Origin of the sequence: Nitrospira sp. CR1.1, from assembly GCA_014055465.1 — a bacterium.
Lineage (GTDB): Bacteria > Nitrospirota > Nitrospiria > Nitrospirales > Nitrospiraceae > Nitrospira_A.
Map to the genome: position 1 here is coordinate 1 of WIAF01000008.1, position 23459 is coordinate 23459.

General features: G+C 60.4%; 25 protein-coding genes. 1 reads left to right on the forward strand and 24 read right to left on the reverse strand.

Features of this window, described 5'->3' with window-relative positions; all coding sequences use genetic code 11:
* The 6 genes from GDA65_14125 to GDA65_14150 form a co-directional block, all read right to left on the reverse strand.
* On the reverse strand, positions 1–344 hold a 344-nt coding region (locus GDA65_14125; protein ID MBA5863829.1), incomplete at its 3' end, for a prepilin-type N-terminal cleavage/methylation domain-containing protein.
* Positions 345–351: 7 nt separating this feature from the next.
* Positions 352–987: a hypothetical protein gene (locus GDA65_14130; GenBank protein ID MBA5863830.1), complete on the reverse strand. Its 636-nt coding sequence runs from the start codon at positions 985–987 to the stop codon at positions 352–354.
* The gene (locus tag GDA65_14135; protein MBA5863831.1) at positions 984–1340 is read right to left on the reverse strand and encodes a hypothetical protein; all 357 of its coding nucleotides are present in this window, start codon (positions 1338–1340) and stop codon (positions 984–986) included. Before GDA65_14135 ends, GDA65_14130 begins: the two co-directional genes overlap by 4 nt.
* A 195-nt stretch (positions 1341–1535) precedes the next feature.
* Positions 1536–2969: a Do family serine endopeptidase gene (locus GDA65_14140; protein ID MBA5863832.1), complete on the reverse strand. Its 1434-nt coding sequence runs from the start codon at positions 2967–2969 to the stop codon at positions 1536–1538.
* Positions 2970–3036: 67 nt separating this feature from the next.
* The gene (locus GDA65_14145; protein MBA5863833.1) at positions 3037–5916 is read right to left on the reverse strand and encodes a heavy metal translocating P-type ATPase; all 2880 of its coding nucleotides are present in this window, start codon (positions 5914–5916) and stop codon (positions 3037–3039) included.
* A gap of 76 nt (positions 5917–5992) precedes the next feature.
* Positions 5993–6637: a thioredoxin domain-containing protein gene (locus GDA65_14150; GenBank protein MBA5863834.1), complete on the reverse strand. Its 645-nt coding sequence runs from the start codon at positions 6635–6637 to the stop codon at positions 5993–5995.
* Between the two features lie 86 nt (positions 6638–6723).
* On the opposite strand from GDA65_14150, the gene GDA65_14155 reads away from it, so the two are divergent.
* Positions 6724–7284: a Slp family lipoprotein gene (locus GDA65_14155; protein ID MBA5863835.1), complete on the forward strand. Its 561-nt coding sequence runs from the start codon at positions 6724–6726 to the stop codon at positions 7282–7284.
* 157 nt (positions 7285–7441) lie between these two features.
* Here the strand turns inward: GDA65_14155 and GDA65_14160 are convergent, their stop codons facing one another.
* From GDA65_14160 to GDA65_14245, 18 genes are all read right to left on the reverse strand, one after another.
* Positions 7442–7921, reverse strand: coding sequence for a hypothetical protein (locus GDA65_14160; GenBank protein ID MBA5863836.1), 480 nt, complete (start codon positions 7919–7921; stop codon positions 7442–7444).
* An 18-nt stretch (positions 7922–7939) separates the two neighbouring features.
* Positions 7940–8197: a hypothetical protein gene (locus GDA65_14165; GenBank protein ID MBA5863837.1), complete on the reverse strand. Its 258-nt coding sequence runs from the start codon at positions 8195–8197 to the stop codon at positions 7940–7942.
* Positions 8198–8542: 345 nt separating this feature from the next.
* Positions 8543–8860, reverse strand: coding sequence for a hypothetical protein (locus GDA65_14170; protein ID MBA5863838.1), 318 nt, complete (start codon positions 8858–8860; stop codon positions 8543–8545).
* Between the two features lie 55 nt (positions 8861–8915).
* Positions 8916–9440: a hypothetical protein gene (locus GDA65_14175; protein ID MBA5863839.1), complete on the reverse strand. Its 525-nt coding sequence runs from the start codon at positions 9438–9440 to the stop codon at positions 8916–8918.
* A gap of 720 nt (positions 9441–10160) precedes the next feature.
* Positions 10161–10535: a hypothetical protein gene (locus tag GDA65_14180; GenBank protein ID MBA5863840.1), complete on the reverse strand. Its 375-nt coding sequence runs from the start codon at positions 10533–10535 to the stop codon at positions 10161–10163.
* Between the two features lie 303 nt (positions 10536–10838).
* Positions 10839–12812 carry a prolyl oligopeptidase family serine peptidase gene (locus GDA65_14185; GenBank protein MBA5863841.1) on the reverse strand — a complete coding sequence of 658 codons (1974 nt, stop codon included), beginning with the start codon at positions 12810–12812 and terminating at the stop codon, positions 10839–10841.
* Between the two features lie 211 nt (positions 12813–13023).
* Positions 13024–13218, reverse strand: coding sequence for a helix-turn-helix domain-containing protein (locus GDA65_14190; protein MBA5863842.1), 195 nt, complete (start codon positions 13216–13218; stop codon positions 13024–13026).
* Between the two features lie 64 nt (positions 13219–13282).
* Complete coding sequence (locus tag GDA65_14195; GenBank protein ID MBA5863843.1) at positions 13283–15619, reverse strand: TonB-dependent receptor plug domain-containing protein; 2337 nt, start codon at positions 15617–15619, stop codon at positions 13283–13285.
* Between the two features lie 109 nt (positions 15620–15728).
* Complete coding sequence (locus GDA65_14200) at positions 15729–16049, reverse strand: hypothetical protein (protein ID MBA5863844.1); 321 nt, start codon at positions 16047–16049, stop codon at positions 15729–15731.
* Positions 16046–16576, reverse strand: coding sequence for a redoxin domain-containing protein (locus tag GDA65_14205; GenBank protein ID MBA5863845.1), 531 nt, complete (start codon positions 16574–16576; stop codon positions 16046–16048). The genes GDA65_14200 and GDA65_14205 overlap by 4 nt, the downstream gene beginning before the upstream one ends.
* Positions 16577–16594: 18 nt before the next feature.
* The gene (locus GDA65_14210; protein MBA5863846.1) at positions 16595–17905 is read right to left on the reverse strand and encodes a hypothetical protein; all 1311 of its coding nucleotides are present in this window, start codon (positions 17903–17905) and stop codon (positions 16595–16597) included.
* Positions 17906–17957: 52 nt separating this feature from the next.
* A complete protein-coding gene (locus tag GDA65_14215; GenBank protein ID MBA5863847.1) occupies positions 17958–18995 on the reverse strand; it encodes a hypothetical protein in 1038 nt (345 codons plus the stop codon).
* 117 nt (positions 18996–19112) lie between these two features.
* Entirely contained in the window at positions 19113–19424 is a 312-nt protein-coding gene (locus tag GDA65_14220) for a hypothetical protein (protein MBA5863848.1), read from the reverse strand.
* 4 nt (positions 19425–19428) lie between these two features.
* The gene (locus GDA65_14225; GenBank protein ID MBA5863849.1) at positions 19429–20010 is read right to left on the reverse strand and encodes a redoxin domain-containing protein; all 582 of its coding nucleotides are present in this window, start codon (positions 20008–20010) and stop codon (positions 19429–19431) included.
* 21 nt (positions 20011–20031) lie between these two features.
* Positions 20032–21198 (reverse strand): TonB family protein, encoded by a 1167-nt coding sequence (locus GDA65_14230; GenBank protein MBA5863850.1) that lies wholly within the window; start codon positions 21196–21198, stop codon positions 20032–20034.
* Between the two features lie 35 nt (positions 21199–21233).
* On the reverse strand, positions 21234–21692 hold the full coding sequence (locus GDA65_14235) for a hypothetical protein (GenBank protein MBA5863851.1): 459 nt from the start codon (positions 21690–21692) through the stop codon (positions 21234–21236).
* A gap of 237 nt (positions 21693–21929) precedes the next feature.
* Positions 21930–22235, reverse strand: a complete 306-nt coding sequence (locus GDA65_14240; protein ID MBA5863852.1) for a hypothetical protein — start codon at positions 22233–22235, stop codon at positions 21930–21932.
* Positions 22236–22321: 86 nt separating this feature from the next.
* Positions 22322–23404: a tetratricopeptide repeat protein gene (locus GDA65_14245; protein ID MBA5863853.1), complete on the reverse strand. Its 1083-nt coding sequence runs from the start codon at positions 23402–23404 to the stop codon at positions 22322–22324.
* Between the last annotated feature and the right edge of the window lie 55 nt (positions 23405–23459).

Here is a 23459-nt window from a genome sequence, read left to right on the forward strand (position 1 = left end):
CCACCACCCCCTGCGCCGCCCGATCCCCCACCATGGCCCGAACCTGGCAGCATGAGCGCCGCAATATTCAGATAGGCGTAAGCATTCCCCCAGGGATCGACCATGTCTCCGGCTCCTGCCTCGGCCAGTGTGTTCGGGTAGACGTCGTAGGCGGTATGGTACGAATCGACGGCACGGGCAATGTAACGAATTTCGGCGATGCAGCGCGTGAGCCTGGCCTTATCCAAATATCCCAGATAGGCCGGCACGGCTAACCCGGCCAGGGCACCCACAATCACCATCACAATTGCCAATTCAACGATGGTGAATCCCTGCTGACGACGATCGAGGGGGACGTATGCCATAGCGACCCTAGAATCCTGACGCGGCAGGCAGCGGCGCGGATGGCTTCTGAACTGTTTCCGTTTTCGTCTGGAACGGCTCCATTGCCAGGGCCAGCTGTTCGATCGTGGCACGCAACCGGTCGGTTTCCTGCTCGACCTCGCGCAACGCCCCACGGGCAGCCGCCGCCTTCAGCCGTTCCAATTGCGGGGCCATGTCGGCATGGTGTGCCTCGATCCGGGAGATCTTTTCGCGGAGCGCGCCGACCATTTCGCCCAGACATTGAGCTTCGGCATGCAGATAGTCGCTCTTCCGAATCGACGTGCGCACGGTCAAATCCCCGTTCGCCACCGACTGGAAAATCCGGCGAAAGCGATAGAGCGGGCCCGCGATGCGGTGCGTAAAAAATACGCCGTGCACGATCAACAGCAACGACACCACCGCGACGGCCGGCCAGAACCGGCTGTGCAACAATTCGAACTGATCGGCCACTCGCTGCGCCTCGACCGAGGAAAGCGGAAGATGGTCCAGTTGCAGCATCAGCGGGAGAAATAACGCACCCGAGACTGCGGCGATCACCACCACCACATAGAGGAGACTCAAGCACAGAAAGCGCGGCTGGACCGTATCCCACAAAAAATGCCGTCTGAATCGCGGCCTGCTCATGTGGTCGCCGCCCGCTTCGTCCAGATCAAATGGCCCTGGTTCTTAAACGTGATGCGTCCGCCTCCGGCGGGATCATAATAAAACGCCAATTGATACTTCGCCTGCTCGGCATCCTGATACGAGACGAGAAACAATGTCCTGGCGCCTTCCCGGCTTTCGTCGACCTTCGTAATCAGATAGCCGTTCGCCGCCACCGCGCTGGTCCCGAACCCGATCCGGGCTTGGTCAATGAACATATGTTGATCGGCATACCCGTCGCTTGTGGTTTCCCACACCCCGATCAGATACGACGGCGCCTGATCCGGCTCCGGGGCACAGGCCGAACACCCCCACAGCAACAATAGACCGCTCACCGCTCTCATTGACCACACAACTCACCTCTCCAGCATGCTGTCTCGACACCATCCCCCGATACGAAATCAGTATGTCGCAGTTGCCGGGAAATTCAATCTCTTTACATATTCCTACAAGCCGGCGCGGGCCGGTCACCGCGCAGAATCGAGCCGCGGGCAGGCGCCGGCGACCGGAGCAGTGGGGTCAGGACCTGACTATTCGGTTTGGAGCGGGATATAGAGCAGGCTGCCCTGCCTGTTGATGAGCAGGAGCGCGAGATCTGTGGAGCGCAGCGGCTCGGCAAGCCGTTGAAATGTGCTGAAGTTGGGGATGGGTTGCCGATTGAGTTCGAGGAGCAGATCGCCGGGCTGCAGTCCCGACACTTCCGCCAGGCTGCCGTCCTCGATATCTGTCACCACCAGCCCGGTGTTGGCCGGGAGATCCATCTGCCGAGCCAACGCGGGAGTGATTTCATCGACGATCACGCCGGACAGGGGATGCGCCGTGGGACCAGCGGGCTCGGCAGTCTGCGCCTTCCGCTGCCGCTCACGCGGCGCTTCCTGCACCGTCAATTCGGCCTGCATCAAGCGGGCATCCCGCAGGAGTTCGACCCGGTGTTTGCTGCCGATAGCCGCCGCCGCCATAAGATTGCGCAAATGCCCGCTGTCCATGACATCGCGCCCGTCGAACCGCACCACCACGTCGCCGCGCTTCAATCCCGCCCGTTCGGCTGACCCCTTGGCCTGCAGGTCGGTGATGATCGATCCTTTCACATCCGGCAGGTGAAAAATCTTGGCCAACAGGGGCGTCACATCCTGGGTGGAGGCGCCCAGAAACCCGCGCACGACGCGGCCTGTCTTGATGAGACTCTGCATGGCCGTCCTGGCCATGTTGCTCGGAATGGCGAACCCGACGCCGACGCTCCCGCCGGTGGGGCTGGCGATGGCCGTGTTGATGCCGACCAACTCCCCGTTCGTGTTCACCAGCGCGCCGCCCGAATTGCCGGGATTGATCGGCGCATCGGTCTGAATGAAATCTTCCACATCGGCAACCCCCACGTCCGCGCGCCCGACCGCGCTGACGATGCCGAAGGTCACCGTGCGGCTCAGACCTAGAGGGTTCCCGATGGCCAGCACAAAATCGCCAACAGCGAGCGCACTAGAATCGCCCCAGGCCGCCGTGGGAAGACCGCTGGCATTGATTTTCACGACGGCCACATCCGTCTTCGGATCGGTCGCAACGACGCGGCCTTTGAACTGCCGCCGATCGGCCAGGATCACTTCGACATCCACCGCATCGGCCACCACGTGGTTGTTGGTGATGATGTAGCCGTCCGACGAGACAATCACGCCGGATCCCTGCCCATATTGGCGGCGGGGCGGCACATCCTTAAACATGCCGAAGGGCAGGCCTTCATCGCTGAACGCCTGATCGTGGACCATGACAGTGGAGGCTATACTCACGACCGCCGGAAGCACCTTGGCGGCGGTGGCCCGCACCTGTGCCTGCAAATCTCCGGTCGCGCTCACCCTTGACGGACGCGGGGCAAGCACATCCGCCGCCGAGGCGGCCCCATCAGACCAGCAGCTCAGCAACGCGCCTAGGATTCCCACGGCCAACAAGCCTGACTGTGATCGAGGTGACGACATGGTGTGAGAGATCCTCAGAAGGGCAGGCCCCAGACTATCATGCACCCGAGGCCTGCACACGCAGAACTCATAAATCGGTATGCCGCAGGCGGAGCGCGTTCGAAATCACCGAGAGCGAACTGCAGGTCATGGCCGCACTGGCAATCATCGGGCTGAGGAGAAGCCCGAACACCGGATAGAAGAGCCCGGCCGCCACCGGCACACCAATACTATTGTACACAAAGGCGAAGAAGAGATTCTGGCGGATGTTTCGCATTGTCGCCTTGCTTAACCGATACGCCCGGACGATTCCTCGCAAATCCCCTTTTACCAGGGTGACCCCGGCGTTCTCCATGGCCACATCGGTGCCGGTGCCCATCGCGATTCCGACATCCGCCTGTGCCAGAGCCGGCGCATCGTTGATGCCGTCCCCGGCCATCGCCACGACCTGGCCTTGCCGCTGAAACTCTTGCACGATCCGGCTCTTTTCTTCCGGCTTGACGCCGGCCCGGACCTCATCCAACCCCAATTCCTTGGCCACCGCCTGCGCCGTCGCCGCATGGTCGCCGGTCACCATCACCAGGCGAATGCCCTCCTGCCGCAACAAACGAAGTGCCTCCGGCGTGGAACTCTTGATCGGGTCCGCCACGCCCAGCAATCCGATCGCGCGGCCATCCACCGCGACCAACATCACAGTCTGTCCCGTCTGCCGCATCAGCTCGGCATTGGCATCCAACGCAGCGAGCGCGCTCTCGTCGCCGACCTTCAATTCCCGTAACCAGTCGATGGTGCCCACCGCAACCCGCCTCGCCCCGACGGTCGCCATGACGCCTTTTCCCGCTTTCGACGTGAACTCGGCCACCGGCTCCAACGTGATGTCCCGCGCTTCAGCTCCGCCGACAATCGCATTGGCCACCGGATGCTCACTTCCCCGTTCGACCGACGCGGCCAATCGCAACAGATCCGTTTCCGACCAGGGCGCCATCGCGCTGACCACCCGCAACTTCGGCTTGCCTTCCGTTAACGTGCCGGTTTTATCGAACACCAGGGTGGTCATCTTTTCGATCGTCTCCAGCGCCTCGGCCTTTTTGAACAACACCCCGGCCGACGCACCGCGCCCGGTCCCCACCATGATCGACATGGGCGTCGCCAGCCCGAGCGCGCAAGGGCAGGCAATAATCAGCACCGCCACGGCGTTCAACAGGGCATGGGCCAGACGCGGCTCCGGACCCAGCCATGCCCACAACAGCCCAGTGATGATCGCCACGGCAACCACGATCGGAACAAAGTATCCGGCCACCACGTCGGCTGTGCGCTGGATGGGGGCTCGACTGCGTTGTGCCTCAGCCACCATCCGGACGATGTGGGACAATAATGTGTCCGCCCCCACCCGATCCGCTCGCATCACCACGCCGCCCGATCCGTTGATCGTGCCGCCGGTGACCCGCTCCCCGGCAAATTTTTCGACCGGGATGGATTCGCCGGTAATCATGGATTCATCGATTGAGGTCGAGCCTTCGAGAATCACTCCGTCCACGGGAACCCGTTCGCCAGGACGTACCCGCAGCCGATGACCCGCCTGCACCTGTTCCAGCGGCACATCTTCTTCACGGCCATCTTCATGCAACCGCCGCGCGGTCTTCGGCGCCAAGCCGAGCAGCGCCCTGATCGCGCCGGTCGTGCGGCTCCTGGCTCGCAGTTCCAACACCTGGCCCAAAAGAACCAAAACGGTGATGACGGCGGCGGCTTCGAAATACACCGGCACCGCCCCGCTCTCGAGGTGAAATGATTGCGGGATCCAGGACGGAAGTAACGTGGCGACCACGCTATACAGATAGGCCGTGCCGGTGCCGATCGCGATCAGCGTGAACATGTTCGGGCTGCGGTGAACGATCGACGCCCAGCCGCGCTGAAAGAACGGCCATCCGGCCCAGAGCACCACCGGCGTACTGAACAGAAACTGGACCCAGGCCGATTGCGTGTCCGACAACAGATGGTGCATCGGATGGCCGGGAATCATGTGCGACATGGCCAGCAGGAACACGACCGCCGCCGGTCCCAGTGCAACCCAGAACCGCCTGGCCATATCGACCAACTCCGGATTCAGTTCTTCCTCAGCGGTGACCGTCCTGGCTTCCAGCGCCATCCCGCACTTCGGGCAGGCACCCGGTTCATCTTGCACCACCTCCGGATGCATCGGGCAGACGTATTCCGTCTTCGTCGGCAGCGGTTGCACGGAATCCGGCTCCAAGGCCATGCCGCATTTCGGACAAGGGACAGGCTTCTCCTCCAAGACTTCCGGACACATGGGACAGACATACTTAGTTCCAGGAGGTGCCGGAATGGTGGACATTGCTTCTTTGGCGGCACCCGGCGACAGATAGCGTTCAGGATCGGCGCGAAATTTGGTGAGACAAGCCTGGCAGCAGAAATAATAGGTCGTGCCTTCATAGGCAAACGATGCGGCCGCCGTCTTTGGATCCACCGTCATCCCGCAGACGGGGTCGATGAAGGTCGCAGCCGTCGAACCGGCAGGCGAGCCCCCCACCATAGGCAGGGCCTTTCCTCCAAACTGGCGCTGGGGGGCTGCGATTGGAGCCAGGTACCGGGCTGGATCGGCGCGAAATTTGGTCAGGCAACCTTGGCAGCAGAAATAATAGGTCTTCTGCTCATGGATGTGAGAGCCGGCCGCTGTGGCAGGCTGGACCGTCATCCCACAGACAGGATCGCGTTCCCCGCCCGTAGCCGCCTGTTCCGCCATCGGCTGCATCATCGGCAGCGAACGGCGGCTTGTCTGGTGAACGCCGGCGCCAGCGGGGACGTCCTTCTTCACGGAGTGAGCCGGCGCGGCGCGAAACCGGTCGAGGCAATGGAGGCTGCAGAAATAATAGGTCTCGCCCTCGTGCTCCGCATGCCCCGCCGCCGTTTCCGGCTCCACCGTCATGCCGCAGATCGGATCAATCGCCATGCACCCGCACCTCGTCTCTCGTCGTTCGTATCTCGTTGCGGTCGAGGGACGCGTCACGCTTCACGAGATACGACTCTTACTTCTTTCCGTCGCCGTCCAGAATGCTTTGGATAATAACCTTCAAATTCTCGGGGTCAATCTGTTCGACCTTGATGTTGCCGTCGAGCAACACGGTCGGGGTCTGCTGAATCTTGATGCGATCGCCCCATTTCCGCCCGTCTTCAAACGCCTTCGCCGGTTTGGCACTGGCCAGTCCTTCTTCGAACGCCGCCGGATTCAGTCCGACCTCGCGGATCAGCACCTCACGAATCGCCTTGTCGATAATGCCGATCTTGTCCTTGTGGATGGTCCGGAACAGCGCCCGCTTCATCTCGTTGCCCTTCCCCATGCTCTTGGCCTGCTCATACATATCGAAGGCCGTCGGCAACTTGCCGGGAATCACCGGATATCCCACCATCACCGCTTCGATTTTGTTTCCGAATTCCTTCTCGAGAATCATCAGTCCTTCGCCGTCAAACCGGTGACAATGCGGGCAATAGAAGTCGGCGAACTCCACCAATTGGACCTTCCCCGGCTTGTGGGTCGATTTTTCATCGCTCAACATCTGAAAGTTGCCCTTGAGTTCGGGCTTCGCCGCCTGCGCGGTTCCCGCCCACCCGACGAGCGCCATCATCATCAGCCCCACGAACAGACCACTGTGCCACACGCGACGCATCACCATACGCTGCACTCCTTTTCAGACATGGATCGTTTCCACAGGCTCGTGGGCATTATAAACAATGCCCGCGCTCTTATGCGTCTGTTATAATGCCCACGATGCGGGGCAAACTTCTACAGGGACTTGGTATTTTATGGATGGCCGCGATCCTGACAGCCTGCGCGACCTCCGCCGACCAGCGCGAGGCGGAAGACGTCGGAGCGCAGACACCGCAGTTTTCACAAATCAAAGCCGCCCCGGAATCGTTCAAGGGCCAGACCCTGGTGCTCGGTGGCCAAGTGCTCTCGGCCAGGCGGCTCAAAGAAGGTACCCGCATCGAAGTGCTGCAATTACCTCTCAACGAGGCGCAGCAGCCGTCTTTGGACCTCACGAAATCGCAGGGACGATTCGTCGCGATCCAACGGGAATTTTTAGACCCGGCAACCGTGCCACAGGGCACCTTTCTCACGATCACCGGCCAGCTGACCGGCTCCGTCACTCAACCGCTGGATGAGACCGACTACACCTATCCAGTGCTGGAGATCAACTCGTTTCGCACCTGGATCCCGTCCCAGGACTCGACCCTCCCCCGATACCGCCCCTATCCCTACTACAGCCCGTTCTGGAATCCCTACTGGGGACCGTATGGACGGTTTCCCTACTATTGGTGACAGGCGCAACGGAATTCCCGGCTCCACGTTGTTACCCTTGCATAGCCGAATGAGATGGGTACCTGCGCCTATCCTCGCGCATCGGCTCTCAACGACAACGCCCCGTCCATCCGTGAAGATGAACGAGGCGTTGCGATAACCGAATCGAGTTTGGCCGTTACTTGATCATGATCAACTGGCCACCCGGCTGCTTCGGGTTCAACTGATCCCGATAGGTCAGGGTGTTGCCCTGCGTGGCGTTGAACAAATCGCTGGTCGGAATGCCGATGTACTTCGTCTCACCGGGCTTGAGCACCACTTCCGCTTTCAACACGAACGGAGAGGCGGCGTTGACGGGGTCAGTCATCTGGAAGCCACGGTCGGAAGAGGAGGTATTCGTCACTTTCAACAGAAACGGCCGGCCTGGACGGATTTTGAAATCGATCACGGTCGTGGGTGGATACCAGGCCTTCAGGCTGCCCACTTCAACCGCATACAACTCGGCATCCACTTCCAACTCCTTGAACGGCTGGCCGACCACGGAACCGGTTTGGAGATCACCGACCTCGACGCCACCGGCCTGCAACGCCCAGGCTCCAGTTGCACTCGATAACAGACTCAACGCACCCAGAAACAACACTGCACTCCGACTCAACATACACGACCTCCTGATAGGTTAAAGGGATGAAGACGAACGATGCTCCGGCGCCAGACACGGAGGAAGACCGGTGCCTTCCAGTACCTGACCGCCAACAATGTGACCATCCATGATGAGAAATAATACTTTCATGCGCTTGGTATTGCCCGAAAATTTTCCGTTGGCAATGGCCACGACCTCATGCGATCCGTCGGGTTGAGGCTGATCCGCTTCGATGATGACATAGTAGAAATCGAAGCCCTCGAACTCCCGATTGAACGCCTGGGCCCGCAACACATGCTCCAGCGAGTCGTCGGCACCCCGCCCGCTGTCCCCTCTGCCAACACCAATAGCTGGATCAGGGCTATGAACACACTTCGCATGGGGCTTCCTCCCTAGGGTGGAGTTATAGCCCCGAGACGCCCGGTCGTCTACAGACGCGCGCTCATGGATGCTTACCGGTGCTACAGTATCGTGTCCGGACCACAATCGGCAAGAGGTTATACAGGATTCCGGGGTATCAAGGAAACCGTGACAAGGTTGGACGCGAGGGCTGGCAGACGAACAGCGAACGCGACTCGGGCAAAAAAGCCACGGGGGAGCTGGATACTTGCGGTCTCCCTCCGTGTCATCCTCGTCTGATTACTTGCTCTTACCCTTCCCCTTCTTGCTCGAAGCCTGCTCCGCATGCGCCAAAGACTCTTCCGCATGCTTGATGGGTTCCTTCACATGCCCGCCGCCGGCTAAGGCATACCCCATCGGCGCGGCAACCACAAGCGTAAACAGCGATAGCACCACCACTCCAACACCTAGACGAGTCAGCGTCATTCCTCCCCGGTAATAAGCTGCCCGCCGTATTTCGTGAGGCGCATTGTACGATATCCGGCGCAGCGTGTTGAGTGACTGGTAGCCCGGAAGGACGATGGGAGAGGGAAGCGTATGGGCGTACGCTTCCCTCATCGGGGCTCACTGCGTGGTCAGCGCAGTCCAACCGTCGAGCCCCGTCCTCCGGTCATCAACCATGGGCCGTCGATAACCAGGGCCAGCGGCAAATCCCGCATCGGCCTGGTTCCGTCGTCGCCGGGTGGCCGCCTGAATCCCACCTCGCATAAATCCACGATTCAGACTGCCTCACTCCGTCACCATCCATCGTCATCCCGGCGCATTTTTCCATCACAAACACCGCGGGCAGGGATCGCCGTACACCGGTCCCCGCCGGATAAGGTTCGGATTCCACAATGAACGCCGTCCCCACGGAAAACGACCTATTATCCGCCGTGAGCAACGCCTTGGGACACACATAAAACCGGAGTTGCTGCGCCCCGGCACGAGACTTCACCACCGATGTCAGATGCGGCCAATCCCGATACCCACTTGGGATCAAAAGCCCGGATGCGGGCGGAGCCGGCGACCATCCTCCGCTGATATTCAAGGCCAGCGCCAACAACCGCACCACGGCCACATTCAATCCTGTCTGGTCGCGGGGTGTTCCGGCGATCGTCGTTCGTCGAGGAGAGGCCGCCCTGTCACGAACCGGCATGGAACACCTTCCTTTCTGCTCGTGCGACGAGTTAGGGTCGGACTTCTCCAACCTCTGTCCCGGGTCGAGGGCCCGCGCTCTGCTTCACCGCCTCCGGTTGCGCCGCCGGATATGACCATCGCGAGCAGGCTGACGCTCCCCATTCGAGCCCACCGCTGCTCCACGCGATCACCCAAGATGATCGAGTTCCTTCACACCCTTCATCGACTCCGGCTCATTCAGCCTGCCTCTTCAGTTCGACACCTCCGGGCCGTCGGCCCCCCGAAGGGCCGGGGTGAAGGGGGAGGCCATCCCGTTCACCCCGGGGAGGCAGATCCTGAAGAAGGGTGCGCAACCTCAGGATCCGTCTTGATTCGCGTATCACTTGGCTGCCCGGCGCCCGCTCAGCGACGCCATTTTCAATCGTGGCGTAACATCGATCGGACACGGATCGGTCCGCTCGGCTTCGACACCGCTCCTTTCCAAGTGTGCGGGGGAGGACGAACCTCCCGAACAGCCGGGGCCACCATGCGTAAACCGGCACAGCTGTCATGACGGAACTTGGGACCGGCGGCGGAGGTCACAGGGATAGCGCCTGCGCCGCCGGTTGCGCCGAGGGAAAGGGCAATTCACCCCCGGACTCAGAAGCAGCGAGTGATCGCTCAGGGCAACCGCCCGATTGCGGCGGCTCACAGGGTGGAGGACGTTCCATCCCAGGTTTCGGCCTGAATGGACCGACTATCACGAGTGCTGTGAAGAAAAGGCGCTGCGGCCCGCCCGGACGCTCCCCCTCGCGGAGACCGGCGGCGCGCGGGTATGAAGAACCGCGTGACCCTGAACATCTATGAACGGAGGAGCAGAGGGAAGCGGATGAAATTGGGCCGCCCGCACTACGCCGCCGGCAGCTTGAGCCAGCGGCCCGACATCGGAAGTGGATTGGCAGGCCCAGAAGCAGAGGGAAGCATGCGAGTCCGTCCCGGAATGTTGATGGTGTCCGTCGGACGGCGCCGCATGGGCGAAGAGACAACCGGATGCCATCAGAGCCAGCGTCATGTACACCCCGGCAATACCGGATGCACTATAGGCCAGGGATCTGTGGAGTGTTGATGGTCTCATCGTATGGATGTATCTCGTGACATGTTTATCTACCCTGATTCCCGAAACCTGTCTACCGACGGATGCTCACGGATGCTACACAATCATCAGGTCCGCTCGAGAGGCCATCCGCCGTGGCGGTGACACGAGCCGGCCGGTCATCTGCGGGGCTCACATCGACAGCAGGACATGACGACGGGACGCGAACGCCGTCTCCTGACGGCCACCCACGGGTGCTACAGCTTGAAGAGCACAACGGGAATAGGAAACCGGGGATAGCGTCAACAACGGCTGATGCGGGGCAGTGGATGGAGCGCGGCGTGGTCAGTCGAGGTACGGCGTGAGGAACCGTTCCATCTCAGAGAATACGTGCCGACGATCCTCCTCGCGACGAAGGACTTCATCAGCCAGAGGCAATTCCACGTATCGAAAGGTCGTGATATTCGCCGCCTTCAGCGCATCAGCCATGTCGCGGCTCTGTGAGACCGGCACGGAACGATCCATGAGGCCGTGCATCAACAGCAACGGAGTGCGAATCTCTCGCGCATGAGCAATGGGGGACGTTTCGCGGAGCCGGTCCCGATCGTTCCACCAGGAACCGATACGTGACTCGGCCATCGGTTTCTGATTCAGGTACCAGCGGCTATCGGACAGAACCTGGGGCAAGTCCGTCACCCCGCCCAGACTGACGGCGCAGCGATACAGCTCCGGCGTCTTCACGGCGCCCATCAAGGCGGCGTACCCTCCGTAGCCCGATCCGATGATGCAGATCCGCTTGGCATCGGCAATACCGGCTCGAATAGCGTACCGCACCACATCGGTGAGGTCATCCTGCATCTCGAGGCCCCAACGTTGAAATCCGGCGCGAAGCTCTTCGTCTCCATAGCCTTCCGTGCCTCGGAAACGCGGCTCCAGCACCGCCCAGCCGCGACTGACGAACCACTGCGTCCAATAGTTGAATCCCCCGGGCATTCGCGAGGCCGGCCCTCCATGAGGAAAAAGAATCATCGGAAGCTGGCGCGGGTCCCGATTCTTGGGAACCGTCAGAAAAACCTGCAGCTCCTTGCCGTCCCGGGCCGTCACGTAGGTCGTGGCGGGAGCAGCCGGCGCGGCCGTCTCAAGATCGGGATACGACTTGCCAAGCAGCACCATCCGCCCGTCGTGCTCGTCGAAGATCGACCACCGCGGGGGATGCGCCGCGCCGCTCGACTTCACGACATGCAGCCGCCCGTCGTCGCTGCTGCTGTGAATGACATTGACCGTTCCGGGAATCGCCCGATCGATACGCGCCTGCAAGCGCTGCGCGTCGAAGTCCCAGAAGAGCACCCGCTCATCCGCCGCGCTATACCGCACACCAATCACCTTCTTGCGTCCCGGCGCATAAACCAATTCGCCGTTCAGGTCAAACTTTGGGTCGGCGACCACGAGGATACGATCCGCTGAGCGGTCCATCAGATTGAGTTTAAAAATCGCCGCTTTGCCCCGATGTTGGTCCCTCACATACAACCAGGCGGGGTCGGCATCAAAGGCCAAGGGCACGAGTCCGGTTTCCCTGGCCAGGTCATAGTCGGCCAGTTCTCGCCAAAGGCTGGATTCCGGCAGCCTGACAATCGCATGCACGGCGGTCTGAAATTGTCCCACCCCGGCGCGCACCACCCCCGCCCGATCGGCAATCCACTGCGAAATCGCGCTGGCGTCCGGTTTCGAACTGGGATTTTCCTCCACCAACTGCCGCTCACCGGAATAGACGTCCACTTTGTAGACATCAGGAGCGTCGGGGTGCTCCAGATCGAGGGCGAGCAGCACGTGCCTGGGATCGCCGGGAATCGTCCCGACCAGCTGATCGTGGAATCGCGGGAAATGTTTCCGTCCGAACATCGATGCGAAGGCGCTCTGCTTAAACAAATTGGCGGTCTGCTCCGTGCCGTCGCGGTTCACCGCCAACAATCGCGTTTCGATCGTGTCGGTCGCCTCCCGAGTCGCCGCAAACCGGATACTCACCAGCAGTCGCTCATCATTGACCCAACGAAACCAGGTGATGATGTATTCGCGATTGTCCGTCGACACAACAGGGTGCGCGTCTTGTCCCGTGACGGTTTGGGTCTCGAGAAACGTCTGCCCTTCATGGTTGCGGAGCACCGCCATATGCCGACCGGAAGGGGACAGCTGAATGGATTCAATGCGGGGAAGCGAGGCGAACACTACGGCCGGAGGAGGGGCTGAGCCGGACTCGGCATAGGCCGGCAGCAGGCTCCAGACACAGAACAGAACAGTGACAAGTGCGTAGATGGCCGGCACGGTCTATCCCTACAATTACCAGGACATGCCCATCCGGGAAATACCCGACGGATTCAGTTATCACATGTTCGCGCGACGGCCGTCTATCCCGTTTTTTACGCAGGCGGGAGGCCCGCAAGTTACCGGACGTCGCAGGATGCACCTCGCCGCAGCCGCGATGCAGGGACCGCAAATCCCCAGACCACCCGTCGCGGCCCCGTTCCCTTATTCCTCATAGACTGAGATTCATTTCGTGCGTCTTGTTGCGTTGCACCAGCCGATCCAGCGAGGCGCGAAACACCCGCAGACTGCCGCGGCCGATTTTGGTGCCTTCCAACCGGCCCTCCTCCACCCACCGGTAAATCGTCCACCGGCTCACCGCCAAGGCATCCGCCGCTTCCCCGACGCGCAAGAGTTGCTTGTTCATCGCAATCTCCTTTGAAGTAAGGACGTGAGCGGCCGCCTTCGGCGCTGCCGCTCACGCCACAGGGTTAGAACAATCCGAACGTGACACCCCCGTAAATCGCCCTGCCGTAGCCCGCAAAAAATGCCTGTTGCCCGGCGGCAGCCCCGGCGGTTTCTCCGCCGATCACCTGTCCGGAAGCGGCGTACTTCTTGTCGGCAATGTTGTCTACTTCCACATAGAACTTCGCGAACCGGAACCAGCTGTTCTTGAGATCGAAGCTCTTGTGCACATTCACATTCGCAATCACATAGGAGGGAATGCCGAACGTATTGCTGTTGTTCAGGAAGTAGCTGTTGTAATAGCTTCCCTCGACCCACGCGCCCCAGCCGGTCGCGGCGTGGTCATAGGCCACCTTGGTATTCAGGACATCGGTGGGCACATTCGGCACCTTGTTGCCGTCGCGTACCAAAAAGCCCGCGGCTGTATTCAGGCGATCGGCGAAATTGACGTATTTGGCTTCGATGTGGGTATAGGCGCCGGACAAGCGCAGGCCTTCCATCGGTCTCCAATCGTAAAAGGCTTCGATTCCCTTGTACTGTGAAGAGTCAGCATTCACTGAGGCCGTGTTCGTGCCGGACACCGCCTGCGTGATGATCTCATCCTTGAAGAACGTCCAGAATCCGACGAGCTGAACCGTCAAGGTTTTCGTCAGCTTGGATTCCGTGCCGATTTCAAAATTCAAGTTCTTTTGCGGCTTCAGGTCGAAGTTGGTGCCGGGTTGTCCGGTCACCGGATCTCTGAGCAGATTGCCGAATCCGGGAATTCCATAGCCGGTCGATGCCCGAACCCAATGCCGCTGCGCGTCACTCGGCTTCCAGCTCAGTGACATTTCGGGCGCCCAGTTGGTATAGCTGCGCTCCGCACCGGCCCGGCTGCTTACTGCGCCGCCCGTATAGCCGATCGACTGGACGCTCAGTTGTGATTGCTCAAACCCCAACCCCACGGCCAGCGTGACCTTGGGGATAAACTCCAATTCTTCTCGGAACCGTCCCCCCACGTTTCTGATCGTGCCGCGCGAATTTTGCAGCAGCGCGCCGCGGGTACCGAAGCCGTCTGCGAGATTCTGAAATGTCTGCGCTTCCTGCTCCATATTGGAGAGAAAGAACCCGACATAACTCCTCAACGGCATGTCGAAAAGCCGTCCGTCGTGCCGCAAATCGGCATAGTGTTTGTAGTTCGGATTCACGTTGTCGCTGATCTGCGAGAAGGTTTGATTGATGTCCTTCACGTCGTAATCGGCTTCGATCGTCAGCACGGTGTTCGCATTGATCTGACGCTCGTAGATGCCGCCGATGATGGTCCGACGATCCAATCGCCGCTGCGCGAGCCGTTCGGCATCGCTGCAGCTGGTGGCTGTACAGACCACGTTGGTGCCGCCGGCCTGCCGGTGGTCGGCGTTGAACTGGGCCTGCGTCAAACGGGTCGGCACCCGCGCATCGAGCCAGTTCGTGATGGCCTTGAAGTAGAAGTTCTGTTTGTCGTCGATTTTGAAGCGTAGATTGAGGTTAATGGTTTGGGTGGTGTAGTTGCTGTTCCGGATGAACCCGTCTTCCCCCACGTTACTGACAAACAAGGAGGCATCGAGATTCTCAAACTGTTGCCCCACCGCGATGCCTTCTTTGTGGTAACCGAAGGAACCCCCGCTCAAGAATGTCTCGACTCCGTTGATGTCGCTCCCGCGCCTGGTGCGGAAATGCACCATGCCGCCCAGCGCATAGTTGTCGTACAGCGATGATGAGGCGCCCCGGGTGACTTCCACACTACGCATGAACCAGGGGTCATGAATATCCAACCGCGACAAGCCATCCGACTGAGTCTGAACAAAACCATCCTCGTACATCTTGATGTCTCGCACGGCGAAGGTGGTTTTGGCGCCCTGGCCCCGAATCATCATGCTGAAGTCGCGCGGGCCGTTGGCCTGCCGCATGACGACACCGGGCAGGGACTCCATCGATTCTTTCATGGTCCTGGTTGGCTGCGACTCCGTCTCCGATTGTTCGGTCGATGACAGCGACAAGCCCTCAGGCCGTCGCTGCACCCGGTCGCTCACGATGCTCACGTCGGACAATTCGTACTGCGGAATCGGCTCCGCCGCCTTCGACTCCAGCAATTCTTTGACTACAGACGGCTGAAGCGTGGGCGCAGCCGCCTCAGCCGCGGGTTGCTGCTGCAATTCTTCCAACTCTCGAAGAATGTTTTGCAGTTGGTCGCGCAGCTCACGCTCCCGCGCGCTTTTCTCCACAACAGTTCCGGCTGCCATCTCCTCCTGCGCAAACGAAGTAACCACGGTCATCGGCAAGGCCGATAGCAAGGCACACCATATGAAGGCATGAAAGCTGAATGAATCACGACGGGCCCACATAGACACCCTCCCGGCACAACTGTGCACACGACAGAAGAGACAACCCCCTCGCGCCCCTGTCTGAACGGACGAGAAGAGAAGCGAGACGACCTGGCGATATGAAAAGGAGTTACGACTGAAGGGGCGGCCCACGAGAAGCGGCGTGGTAGCCGCCGCCTCCCGCGATGATGGCGTGGCCGCTCTCGACGAAGAGGGTCGCCATGAAAAACGGCTGCAGGAACGGCGCAACAGGGCCGGCATCCGAGGTTGGATTCGCCTGACAGGCCCAGGCGCAGAAGCTGGAATGAGACACCGTGCCGCCATGATGGTGGGCGGCCGGTTTCGGATCGACATGCTCAAACACACAAGCGACGGAGAAGACAGCTAGCACCAGATAAAGCCCTGCCAGGGCAGCCGCGAGTCCGATGGAGGGTTTCGTGATACGCATCATGGCATCAGACTCTGCAAGGCCTGTACGGCATGCGGCGCATCCCAGTCCCGGGGTCCGACGGCGCGGCCGATCAACATTCCCTGCTGGTCGACAAACACCGTCGTCGGCAAGGCCCGCACGAGGTAGGCTTGGGACACCGCTTGATCGTCATCGAACAACACAGGCAACCGTACATGGAGAGTGGCAAGAAACTGCCTGATCCCCTCGCGTTGCAGATCGGTTGTAATTGTGAGCACCGCGAACCGTTCAGGATCCAATTGCTGCCGCAATCGCTCGAAAGCCGGCATCTCTTCTTTGCAGGGCCCGCACCAGGTGGCCCAAAAATTCACCACCACGACTTTTCCTTTGAAGCGGGCGAGTTCGATCGAGGGGCCCTCCAGGGTATTCAGGTCAAACGGCGCCGCCATGGTCCCCGGTGCAACCCGTCCGATCTTCAGCGCGGCCAACCGGTCGTCGGCTGACGCAGGGCCGAGCCAGAGTCCGATGGCCATACATAGGGCGAACGTCTGCACGAATCCCGATCGCATCACGCACGCATTCCCACTCTAGCGGCCTTCATCAGCGGCCGCAGTCATGGGCGGCATCCGCAACGTTTGCATCACAATTTTATGACCCGGCATCCCATGCTCCATCCAGGCCATGGCAAACAGGCCATGCCGATTCACGGCGACAACCGGCGTCTGACTTTTACGGTCGTTCAGCTTCTGCGGCGTCGTAAACGTCGCCCCGCGATCTGTCGAAGCGCTCATCACCACATCTCGCTTGACCGGCCCCTGCTCCTCCCAGATCACGACCACCCGGCCTTCCTGATCGACGGCAATCTGCGGATGGTCGGGAAAAGTGTTCTTGGACACGTTCAACTGCCGCTTCGCGGAAAACGTCCGGCCCCGGTCATCTGAAAAGGCCAGATAGACGGCGGGAATTTCGTCGGTCCCTTCCGTATACCAGACCACATACAACCGTCCATGCCGGTCGACGCCCATGGAGGCCGGCCGATGCGGGCAGGCCGGAAAGACCCATTGATCATGGCCGACAATGACCGATGGCTCGAATGTTTCGCCGTGGTCGGTGGAACGAGCGACGACGGTCTCCCGCACGTTCCCCTCAAAAATTTTTCGCCAGGCCACATAGACCGTTCCGTCAGGGCCGCTCGTGATGGCGGTACGACAACAGACACAGGTGCCCTCGTCCACTTTGCGATTACTCGTCACTGTTTTCCCTTGATCCAATGATCGGGCGACATAGGTCCCCGGATCTTTCTTGCCTTCGCGCCCATCAATCCAGGAGAAATGGAACCGGCCTTCTGCATCGCGGTGGAGCGCATCAAACGTATGCTGAATGACTCCCGGATCATCATTGACCAGGATCGATGGCTGGAATGTCCGGCCGCCGTCGTTCGAACGGCTCAGGCGCAACTCCGTCGCAAATGGCTGCTCTGGCGTAGCCTTCGGATGGGCCAGCCCCCAGGTCACAAACACGTCATCACCCTGAACCACGAGAGCCGGCGCTTCCTGTCTCCAATACGGGATGTCCTCCGCCCGATTGATACGCACCGGCGCGCCCATCGGCCCGCCCGGCTCCGTGCTTCTGGCATACAGAACCGATCGCACCTCTTTGTTCTCTTCCATCCAGGCCAACGACAGAGATCCGGCCTCATCGATTTGCATCGATGGGCCCACCAGGCTTTTCACCTTGTGCTCGGTGGTAATCTTGGGGCCAAGCTCCCAGGGCAACGCCGTTTCCGCGAAGGCTACCGGCGTCATCGGTAGCAACCCGAGCAACAGCCCCGCGCACAAGGCCGGTCGGTCTCGCCCCGGCACCGGCCTCCTCCGTCGGCTTCGTATGTTCTGGATCATGACTCCCCTCGTGGAAAGATGAAAATAGACCGCGCGAATTGCGCCAGATTCTTCAAGCCCCCGGGGTAAACAATTGGAAATATTTGGTCACGCCGAACGTGTAACTGGTCGCCTGCGCAAGATTATTGTTGGCATCCCGATAGAGCGGCACCTGCGCATAAAAATAGGCCTGCCACGTGTCCCCGATGTTGAAGAGCACACCAGGCGCCGCGCCGAACCAGGAGGAGCCGGTATTGGGAATACCGCGATCCAGGATCGGCCCCGACCCGATGCTCGCGCTCAGACTGTCGTGCGTCATGTAGCGATAATTCACCTGTGCCGTAAACACCAGCCAGGGCAAGGTCACCAGATTGAACCCGCCATTGACGATGTATTCGTCGCCGAACTGATAGCCGTCGTTGTTCTTGAAGGTATGCCGATAACTGGCGAAGACGAATTGATTCAACCGGTGAGGGAGAATCTCGTAGGACTGGTACATCGTTCCCACGAGGCCAAATTGGCCGCGTCCCAGCTGGCCTGCCGGCTCTAACACTCCCCCCAGGTTGTCGGTCTGCCGATAATCGCCGGTCGGCAACTCCGTGCCGACTCCGAAGACCAGCATGTTTTTCAGCGAGGCCAGCACATTGTATTTCGCCATCACCCGGATATCGCCGAGCCCCTTGTCGGAAAAGCGGCTGAGGTCCTCATTCTGTCCCTGGTGAAAATGGTAATGCTCGTGCCGGCGCGTCATATAGGGCAAGGTCACCTGTAATCCCAATCGATCAGTCACACCGTAGTTGAAATCCAGAGCGAAGGAATTCGTGTAGGTCGAGCGTTCGTTATGATGATTGGGAATGATACGCCGTCCGATCTGGTCGGCTTCGGCGATGAGGCCTGTCGACCCGCTGGGCAAATTCATCGGCGTATAACTGTAGATAAAATTCATGGTCAGCAGGCCGGATTGCGGCACCTGTTGTTGTGAGCCGATCGTCACAAAACAACTGACGGCCCCGCAGGCGGCGTCGGCCGTGGGTAGAGACGCCACACTCCCGATGGCCATGGTCACGAGTCCGAGCACCGATACGAACAGTCTTCTCTTAAAAGCCCGCATTACGCACAATCCTTTCTCCCATCACGAATGACAGTACGGGTCGCGTCCGTTGCCGGAAGAAACCTCCGGCCGAGACGCTACGGTTGATGAATGAACGCGATGAACGAGGAAAATGATTCAGGACCGGGGAAAACCGGGAGGGCCCCGTGACGCCCACAGGGCGCGGGATTCGATCGACAAGGAGCCGAACAGAATGTCATCGATCAGGGCAATGACGGAGATGGCGGCGGGGACCAACTCGGGCGCAGGCCCGAGGTCTTGTCCGGCCGCACACATCCAGGAACAGACCACGGTCCCGTGCACACCGGAATCGTGATGGGCGTGCTGCGACACATGCTCCAACATATGCGGATACACGATCCCCTGCAGGGCCAGGAACACACAGACCAACAGAAGAGGCAGCGCGATGTGTCGCAACCGGGTCATCATAGGTTTATTGCAACGCGGCCGCCTTGACGGGCGCCGCACTCTGAATCCGGCTGACGATCTCTTGGATTTTGCGCTCCGTCAGCAACCCGCCTTTGATGTACTCCTGCACCACTCCCTGCTGGTCGATAAACACGCTGACCGGCAGGCCGAACACGCCGTACTGGTTTGCCACTCTGTTTTCGTGATCGAGGAGCACAGGGAAGGTATGTTTGTACTGTTGGATGTGCTCCCGCACTTTGGCCTCGTCCTCCAATTCATTGACGGCCAGCACCACAAAGTCCTTGTCGCGAAGTTGGTCATAGACCGTCTGCATCGCCGGCATCTCCGAGGTGCAGGGCTTGCACCAGGTCGCCCAGAAATTCAGCAACACGACCTTGCCTTTGTATTGCTCCAGACTATGCGCCTTCCCCTGGAGATCCGTCAGCGAGAACTCCGAAGCGGGCATGCCGGCAGCCGGGGGCCGTGAGCCCATGGCCAGGGCCGAGCCCGCCAGCGTTGAGAGGAGGAGAGCCGTCACGATCAATTTCCGCATAAGACCTTGCATCATCTCCGTCCCTCTCTTACAGACCCACAATTGAATATCCATGCTCAATTCTCCCGACTCGGCTTACCGGTTTAAACTGTAACTGACCGGCAAATGCAACACGACCATCGGTGCCGTCAGTTCATGCTTCATGTGCAGAGGACAAGCCCGACGCACGACTTCCATTGCCGCTTGATCCAGCGATTCATGCCCGGAACTCTTGACCACCTCGACACTGTTCAACTGTCCGTCATTGCGGATGGACACCTTTAACACGACCTTGCCTTCCCAGCCGTTCAAGCGGGCGGTACTCGGATAGTGCCGCAACTCGCTGATGCGGCGGTGCAATGATTCTCCCACCCATTTGTAATTGGCTTTGGCTGCTTGTTTCGGCATGGCCGCGCCGGCCACGACCTGATGTTCCTCCATTTTGGCAGGATCCGGTTGCGCGACCAACGCCGGCGCAGGAACCGCAGCAACAGGTTCAACGGGAGCGGGAGGTGCGGCCACCGGTTCACTGACAGGCGCAGTCGCCGATTCCACAGCCGGCACGGGATCTACTGGGGCCGAAGGCGCCGAAACCGCTTCGACCGCCGGAGCGGTGCGTACCACCGCTGCACTCGCCGTCATCACTGGCTCGGGCGCGGTTTCCACGACGGCAGGGGTGCTGGCCACCGGTTGCGCCTGGTATGTCTGCGCCGTCACAGGAGCGGCTTCCATCACCTGTTGCTCAACCACCGGCGCGAGCTCACGCTGCACTTCGGCCGGAGCCGCGGCCCGCAGCACCGGTTCAGTCTGAAGCACCTCCCGCGGCTCGACCGGCTTCGCCTGCATCTGGACGATGTCCTGTTTCGGCTGGGTCTGCTCTTGGGGACGAACCGTTTCGACCACGGGCTGAACTTCCCGTTGAACAACCTTCGGAATCACTCTGGTTTCCACCTGACGCTCCACCGGCTGAGGGGGAGGTTCCACGGCACGCACCGGTTGAAGCCGTGGTTTTACCGGAGTCGGGGCAGGAGGCTGGACTTGAGGAACGGGAGCCGGAGCAGGTTCTTCCTGACGCACCTCTTCACGCGGCGGCTCGACGAACGCAACATCCCACGTGAACGACTTCTTCTCTTCCATGACGCTCATCTTCGGCATGAGACCAAACGCCACCAGCGCCAGACAGGCATGCAGGACCAGCGAGGCTCCCCATCCTGTGACGAATCGGGTTGATTGCCTCGACTGCGCGACCAACACATGTTCCATGGGAACGGTCTCTTTCGACACGATGCCTTCCGACCTTATTTGAAGACCACCTTGGAGAGTGACCCGATCGGGACCTCGACCTGCCCGAAATCGGACTCGCCCTTGAAGCTGCCGTTCACCGCGGGGACAAATTCCCCGCTTTTCCCGTTGGCCAGGGTGACGGTCATGGCCGGGGCGGCCTGATCGGCCCCCGGCTTCAGCTCGATCTGCTTGATCTGGTCGAACTTGATATTGACCGTCGCCGTGCCGCGTTTGGACGGTAGGTGCCGCAACTCATGCGGGACAAACGAGGTCTCACTCATTTTTTCTTCCCAGTAGAAAATGCCGTTTTTCAGCTCAGTCTCGACACCCTGGGCATCGGTTACCGCAATGGTAAATGCTTTGTCTGCCTTCATGTCAGCCGCGGAAACCACGGGGGCCGGCACCAACAATGCCAAGCCCGCAAGGCCCCACAGGCCCAGGCGGAACATCCATTGATTCACCTGCATCTTCATCACTCCTTCACGTCTTCGCACAGGAATTGACGCCGCATCGTTGCTGGCGGGTTTGCGAGATCTCGCCTCCATGCCATGACGTCAGGGACGACCTCTCCGAAATAGAGGGCGTTTCGCAGAGCGACCATCGACCAGGGAGAATGCACCCACAGCATGCGAGACACCTCGCCCAACTGTTCGATCCAGGCTCCCCGACGGCGAGTCGCGGAGCAAGAGTATGCATAAGGGAGACGTGGATTACAGCGAACGGGGCGGAGCGCGCGACTGACAGAGGGCGGATAACTGAGGGAGACGTACCGTGCCGGAAAGGAACAACGCATCGCCGGAGAGCGCCAATACCTGCGCCGCATGGACCGGAGTGACCACATGGACTCCGGCCGTGGCACACATCCAGGCGCAGATGCCTGAGCCGTGCATCCCGGCGTCGTGATGCGCGGCATGGTGAAGCTCATGCGCGACCGCGCTGCCTGTCGTTACCGCCAGTAAGGCCACGACGGCAAAGACGACAACCCAGACGATGCTGTGAAAGCGGGAACTTCGCATAGGGAGCACACCACAACCTGACGCGCATGCTAGCAAACTCGCTGAGGAAGCGTCAACGCAACTTTTCCCTGGCGGGGTCCTGACGGCTACGGCCCGCCTACACCGATGATGCGCTCCACGCGCTCATCACGCCCGCCAAGGTCGCGATAGCGGCGATATTGTGCCAGGGCCCGCCCCATGTCTTTCCGATGGAGTTCGTAAAACACCCCGAGATTGTAGTGGGCTTCCGCCGAGTTGGGCTTGAGCGCCACAGCCCGTTCGTGCTCTCGTTCGGCCTCATCCAACCGGTTCAAGCTGGTATAGACCATCCCCAGGTTCGAGTGAGCTTCGGCGTACTCGGGACGATACCGGATCACCTCCAGAAACTCCCGCTCGGCGTCAGTGAGAAGTCCCTGGCTCCGATAGACAAATCCGAGGTTGTAATGGGCATCGACGAGGTCGGCCTTCACTGCAATGGCTTCCTTGAACGCGGCAGCCGCAGCGTTCAGGTCATTGCCCCGCTCGGCCAGACGCCCGAGGAGATACCAGGCGTTGGCATGCCCGGGATTGGCCTGCGTGAGCCTGGACAAATACTCGCGAGCCATCTTGAGATCGCCTTGACTGTCATAGAGATTCGCCAGGTGAAAGAGCGCCTCAGCATGGTCCGGTCGCACCCGAAGCAAGGATTGGTACATCTTGACGGCATTCGCGCGGTCATGCCGTTCCTCGTAGAGCCAGGCTAAATCCAGATGCGCTTCTTCATTTCCCGGCGCAATGTCCAGCACCTGCCGCAACACCTGCTCCGCTTCGTTCCCCCGCCCCTGCGCGAGATAGACATCGGCGAGATCGTTGAGAATCTCGGCCGACGGCGCACTCAACTTCAGCGACTGCTTGTAGGCTTGAATGGCGTCATCGGGATTGCGTTTGCTTTGAAAATAGACCAGCCCCAACACATGGTAGGCCTCGGCTAGCCGGGGGTTTTGCGCGAGCGCTTTCTTCAGAGCCTCGATCGCGCCGTCGGCGTTGCCTTCACGAAAGAGGGTCACTCCCCGCTCATAACTGCGCCGCGCCGATTCCGACGAGGCGTTTGAGGCGGCTGATGATTCGGGAATGAACGTGACGAACACAACCAGGCACAAGAGCAGGAAGCTCGTGAGGAAAGGACGCGAACCGCTGGCTCCGTGCCGCATCGAAATCCGCAATGGAATCCGTGAGTGACTTCACCGATGAGAGTCGGCGAAATGA

Coding starts and splice junctions, on each gene's coding strand:
- GDA65_14130 (MBA5863830.1), bottom strand. CDS start 987: ATGAGCAGGCCGCGATTCAGACGGCATTTTTTGTGGGATACGGTCCAG.
- GDA65_14140 (MBA5863832.1), bottom strand. CDS start 2,969: ATGTCGTCACCTCGATCACAGTCAGGCTTGTTGGCCGTGGGAATCCTA.
- GDA65_14145 (MBA5863833.1), bottom strand. CDS start 5,916: ATGGCGATTGATCCGATCTGCGGCATGACGGTGGAGCCGGAAACGGCG.
- GDA65_14150 (MBA5863834.1), bottom strand. CDS start 6,637: ATGGTGATGCGTCGCGTGTGGCACAGTGGTCTGTTCGTGGGGCTGATG.
- GDA65_14155 (MBA5863835.1), top strand. CDS start 6,724: ATGCCCACGATGCGGGGCAAACTTCTACAGGGACTTGGTATTTTATGG.
- GDA65_14160 (MBA5863836.1), bottom strand. CDS start 7,921: ATGTTGAGTCGGAGTGCAGTGTTGTTTCTGGGTGCGTTGAGTCTGTTA.
- GDA65_14170 (MBA5863838.1), bottom strand. CDS start 8,860: ATGAGGGAAGCGTACGCCCATACGCTTCCCTCTCCCATCGTCCTTCCG.
- GDA65_14175 (MBA5863839.1), bottom strand. CDS start 9,440: ATGCCGGTTCGTGACAGGGCGGCCTCTCCTCGACGAACGACGATCGCC.
- GDA65_14180 (MBA5863840.1), bottom strand. CDS start 10,535: ATGAGACCATCAACACTCCACAGATCCCTGGCCTATAGTGCATCCGGT.
- GDA65_14190 (MBA5863842.1), bottom strand. CDS start 13,218: ATGAACAAGCAACTCTTGCGCGTCGGGGAAGCGGCGGATGCCTTGGCG.
- GDA65_14195 (MBA5863843.1), bottom strand. CDS start 15,619: ATGTGGGCCCGTCGTGATTCATTCAGCTTTCATGCCTTCATATGGTGT.
- GDA65_14200 (MBA5863844.1), bottom strand. CDS start 16,049: ATGATGCGTATCACGAAACCCTCCATCGGACTCGCGGCTGCCCTGGCA.
- GDA65_14205 (MBA5863845.1), bottom strand. CDS start 16,576: ATGCGATCGGGATTCGTGCAGACGTTCGCCCTATGTATGGCCATCGGA.
- GDA65_14210 (MBA5863846.1), bottom strand. CDS start 17,905: ATGATCCAGAACATACGAAGCCGACGGAGGAGGCCGGTGCCGGGGCGA.
- GDA65_14215 (MBA5863847.1), bottom strand. CDS start 18,995: ATGCGGGCTTTTAAGAGAAGACTGTTCGTATCGGTGCTCGGACTCGTG.
- GDA65_14220 (MBA5863848.1), bottom strand. CDS start 19,424: ATGATGACCCGGTTGCGACACATCGCGCTGCCTCTTCTGTTGGTCTGT.
- GDA65_14225 (MBA5863849.1), bottom strand. CDS start 20,010: ATGGATATTCAATTGTGGGTCTGTAAGAGAGGGACGGAGATGATGCAA.
- GDA65_14230 (MBA5863850.1), bottom strand. CDS start 21,198: ATGGAACATGTGTTGGTCGCGCAGTCGAGGCAATCAACCCGATTCGTC.
- GDA65_14235 (MBA5863851.1), bottom strand. CDS start 21,692: ATGAAGATGCAGGTGAATCAATGGATGTTCCGCCTGGGCCTGTGGGGC.
- GDA65_14240 (MBA5863852.1), bottom strand. CDS start 22,235: ATGCGAAGTTCCCGCTTTCACAGCATCGTCTGGGTTGTCGTCTTTGCC.
- GDA65_14245 (MBA5863853.1), bottom strand. CDS start 23,404: ATGCGGCACGGAGCCAGCGGTTCGCGTCCTTTCCTCACGAGCTTCCTG.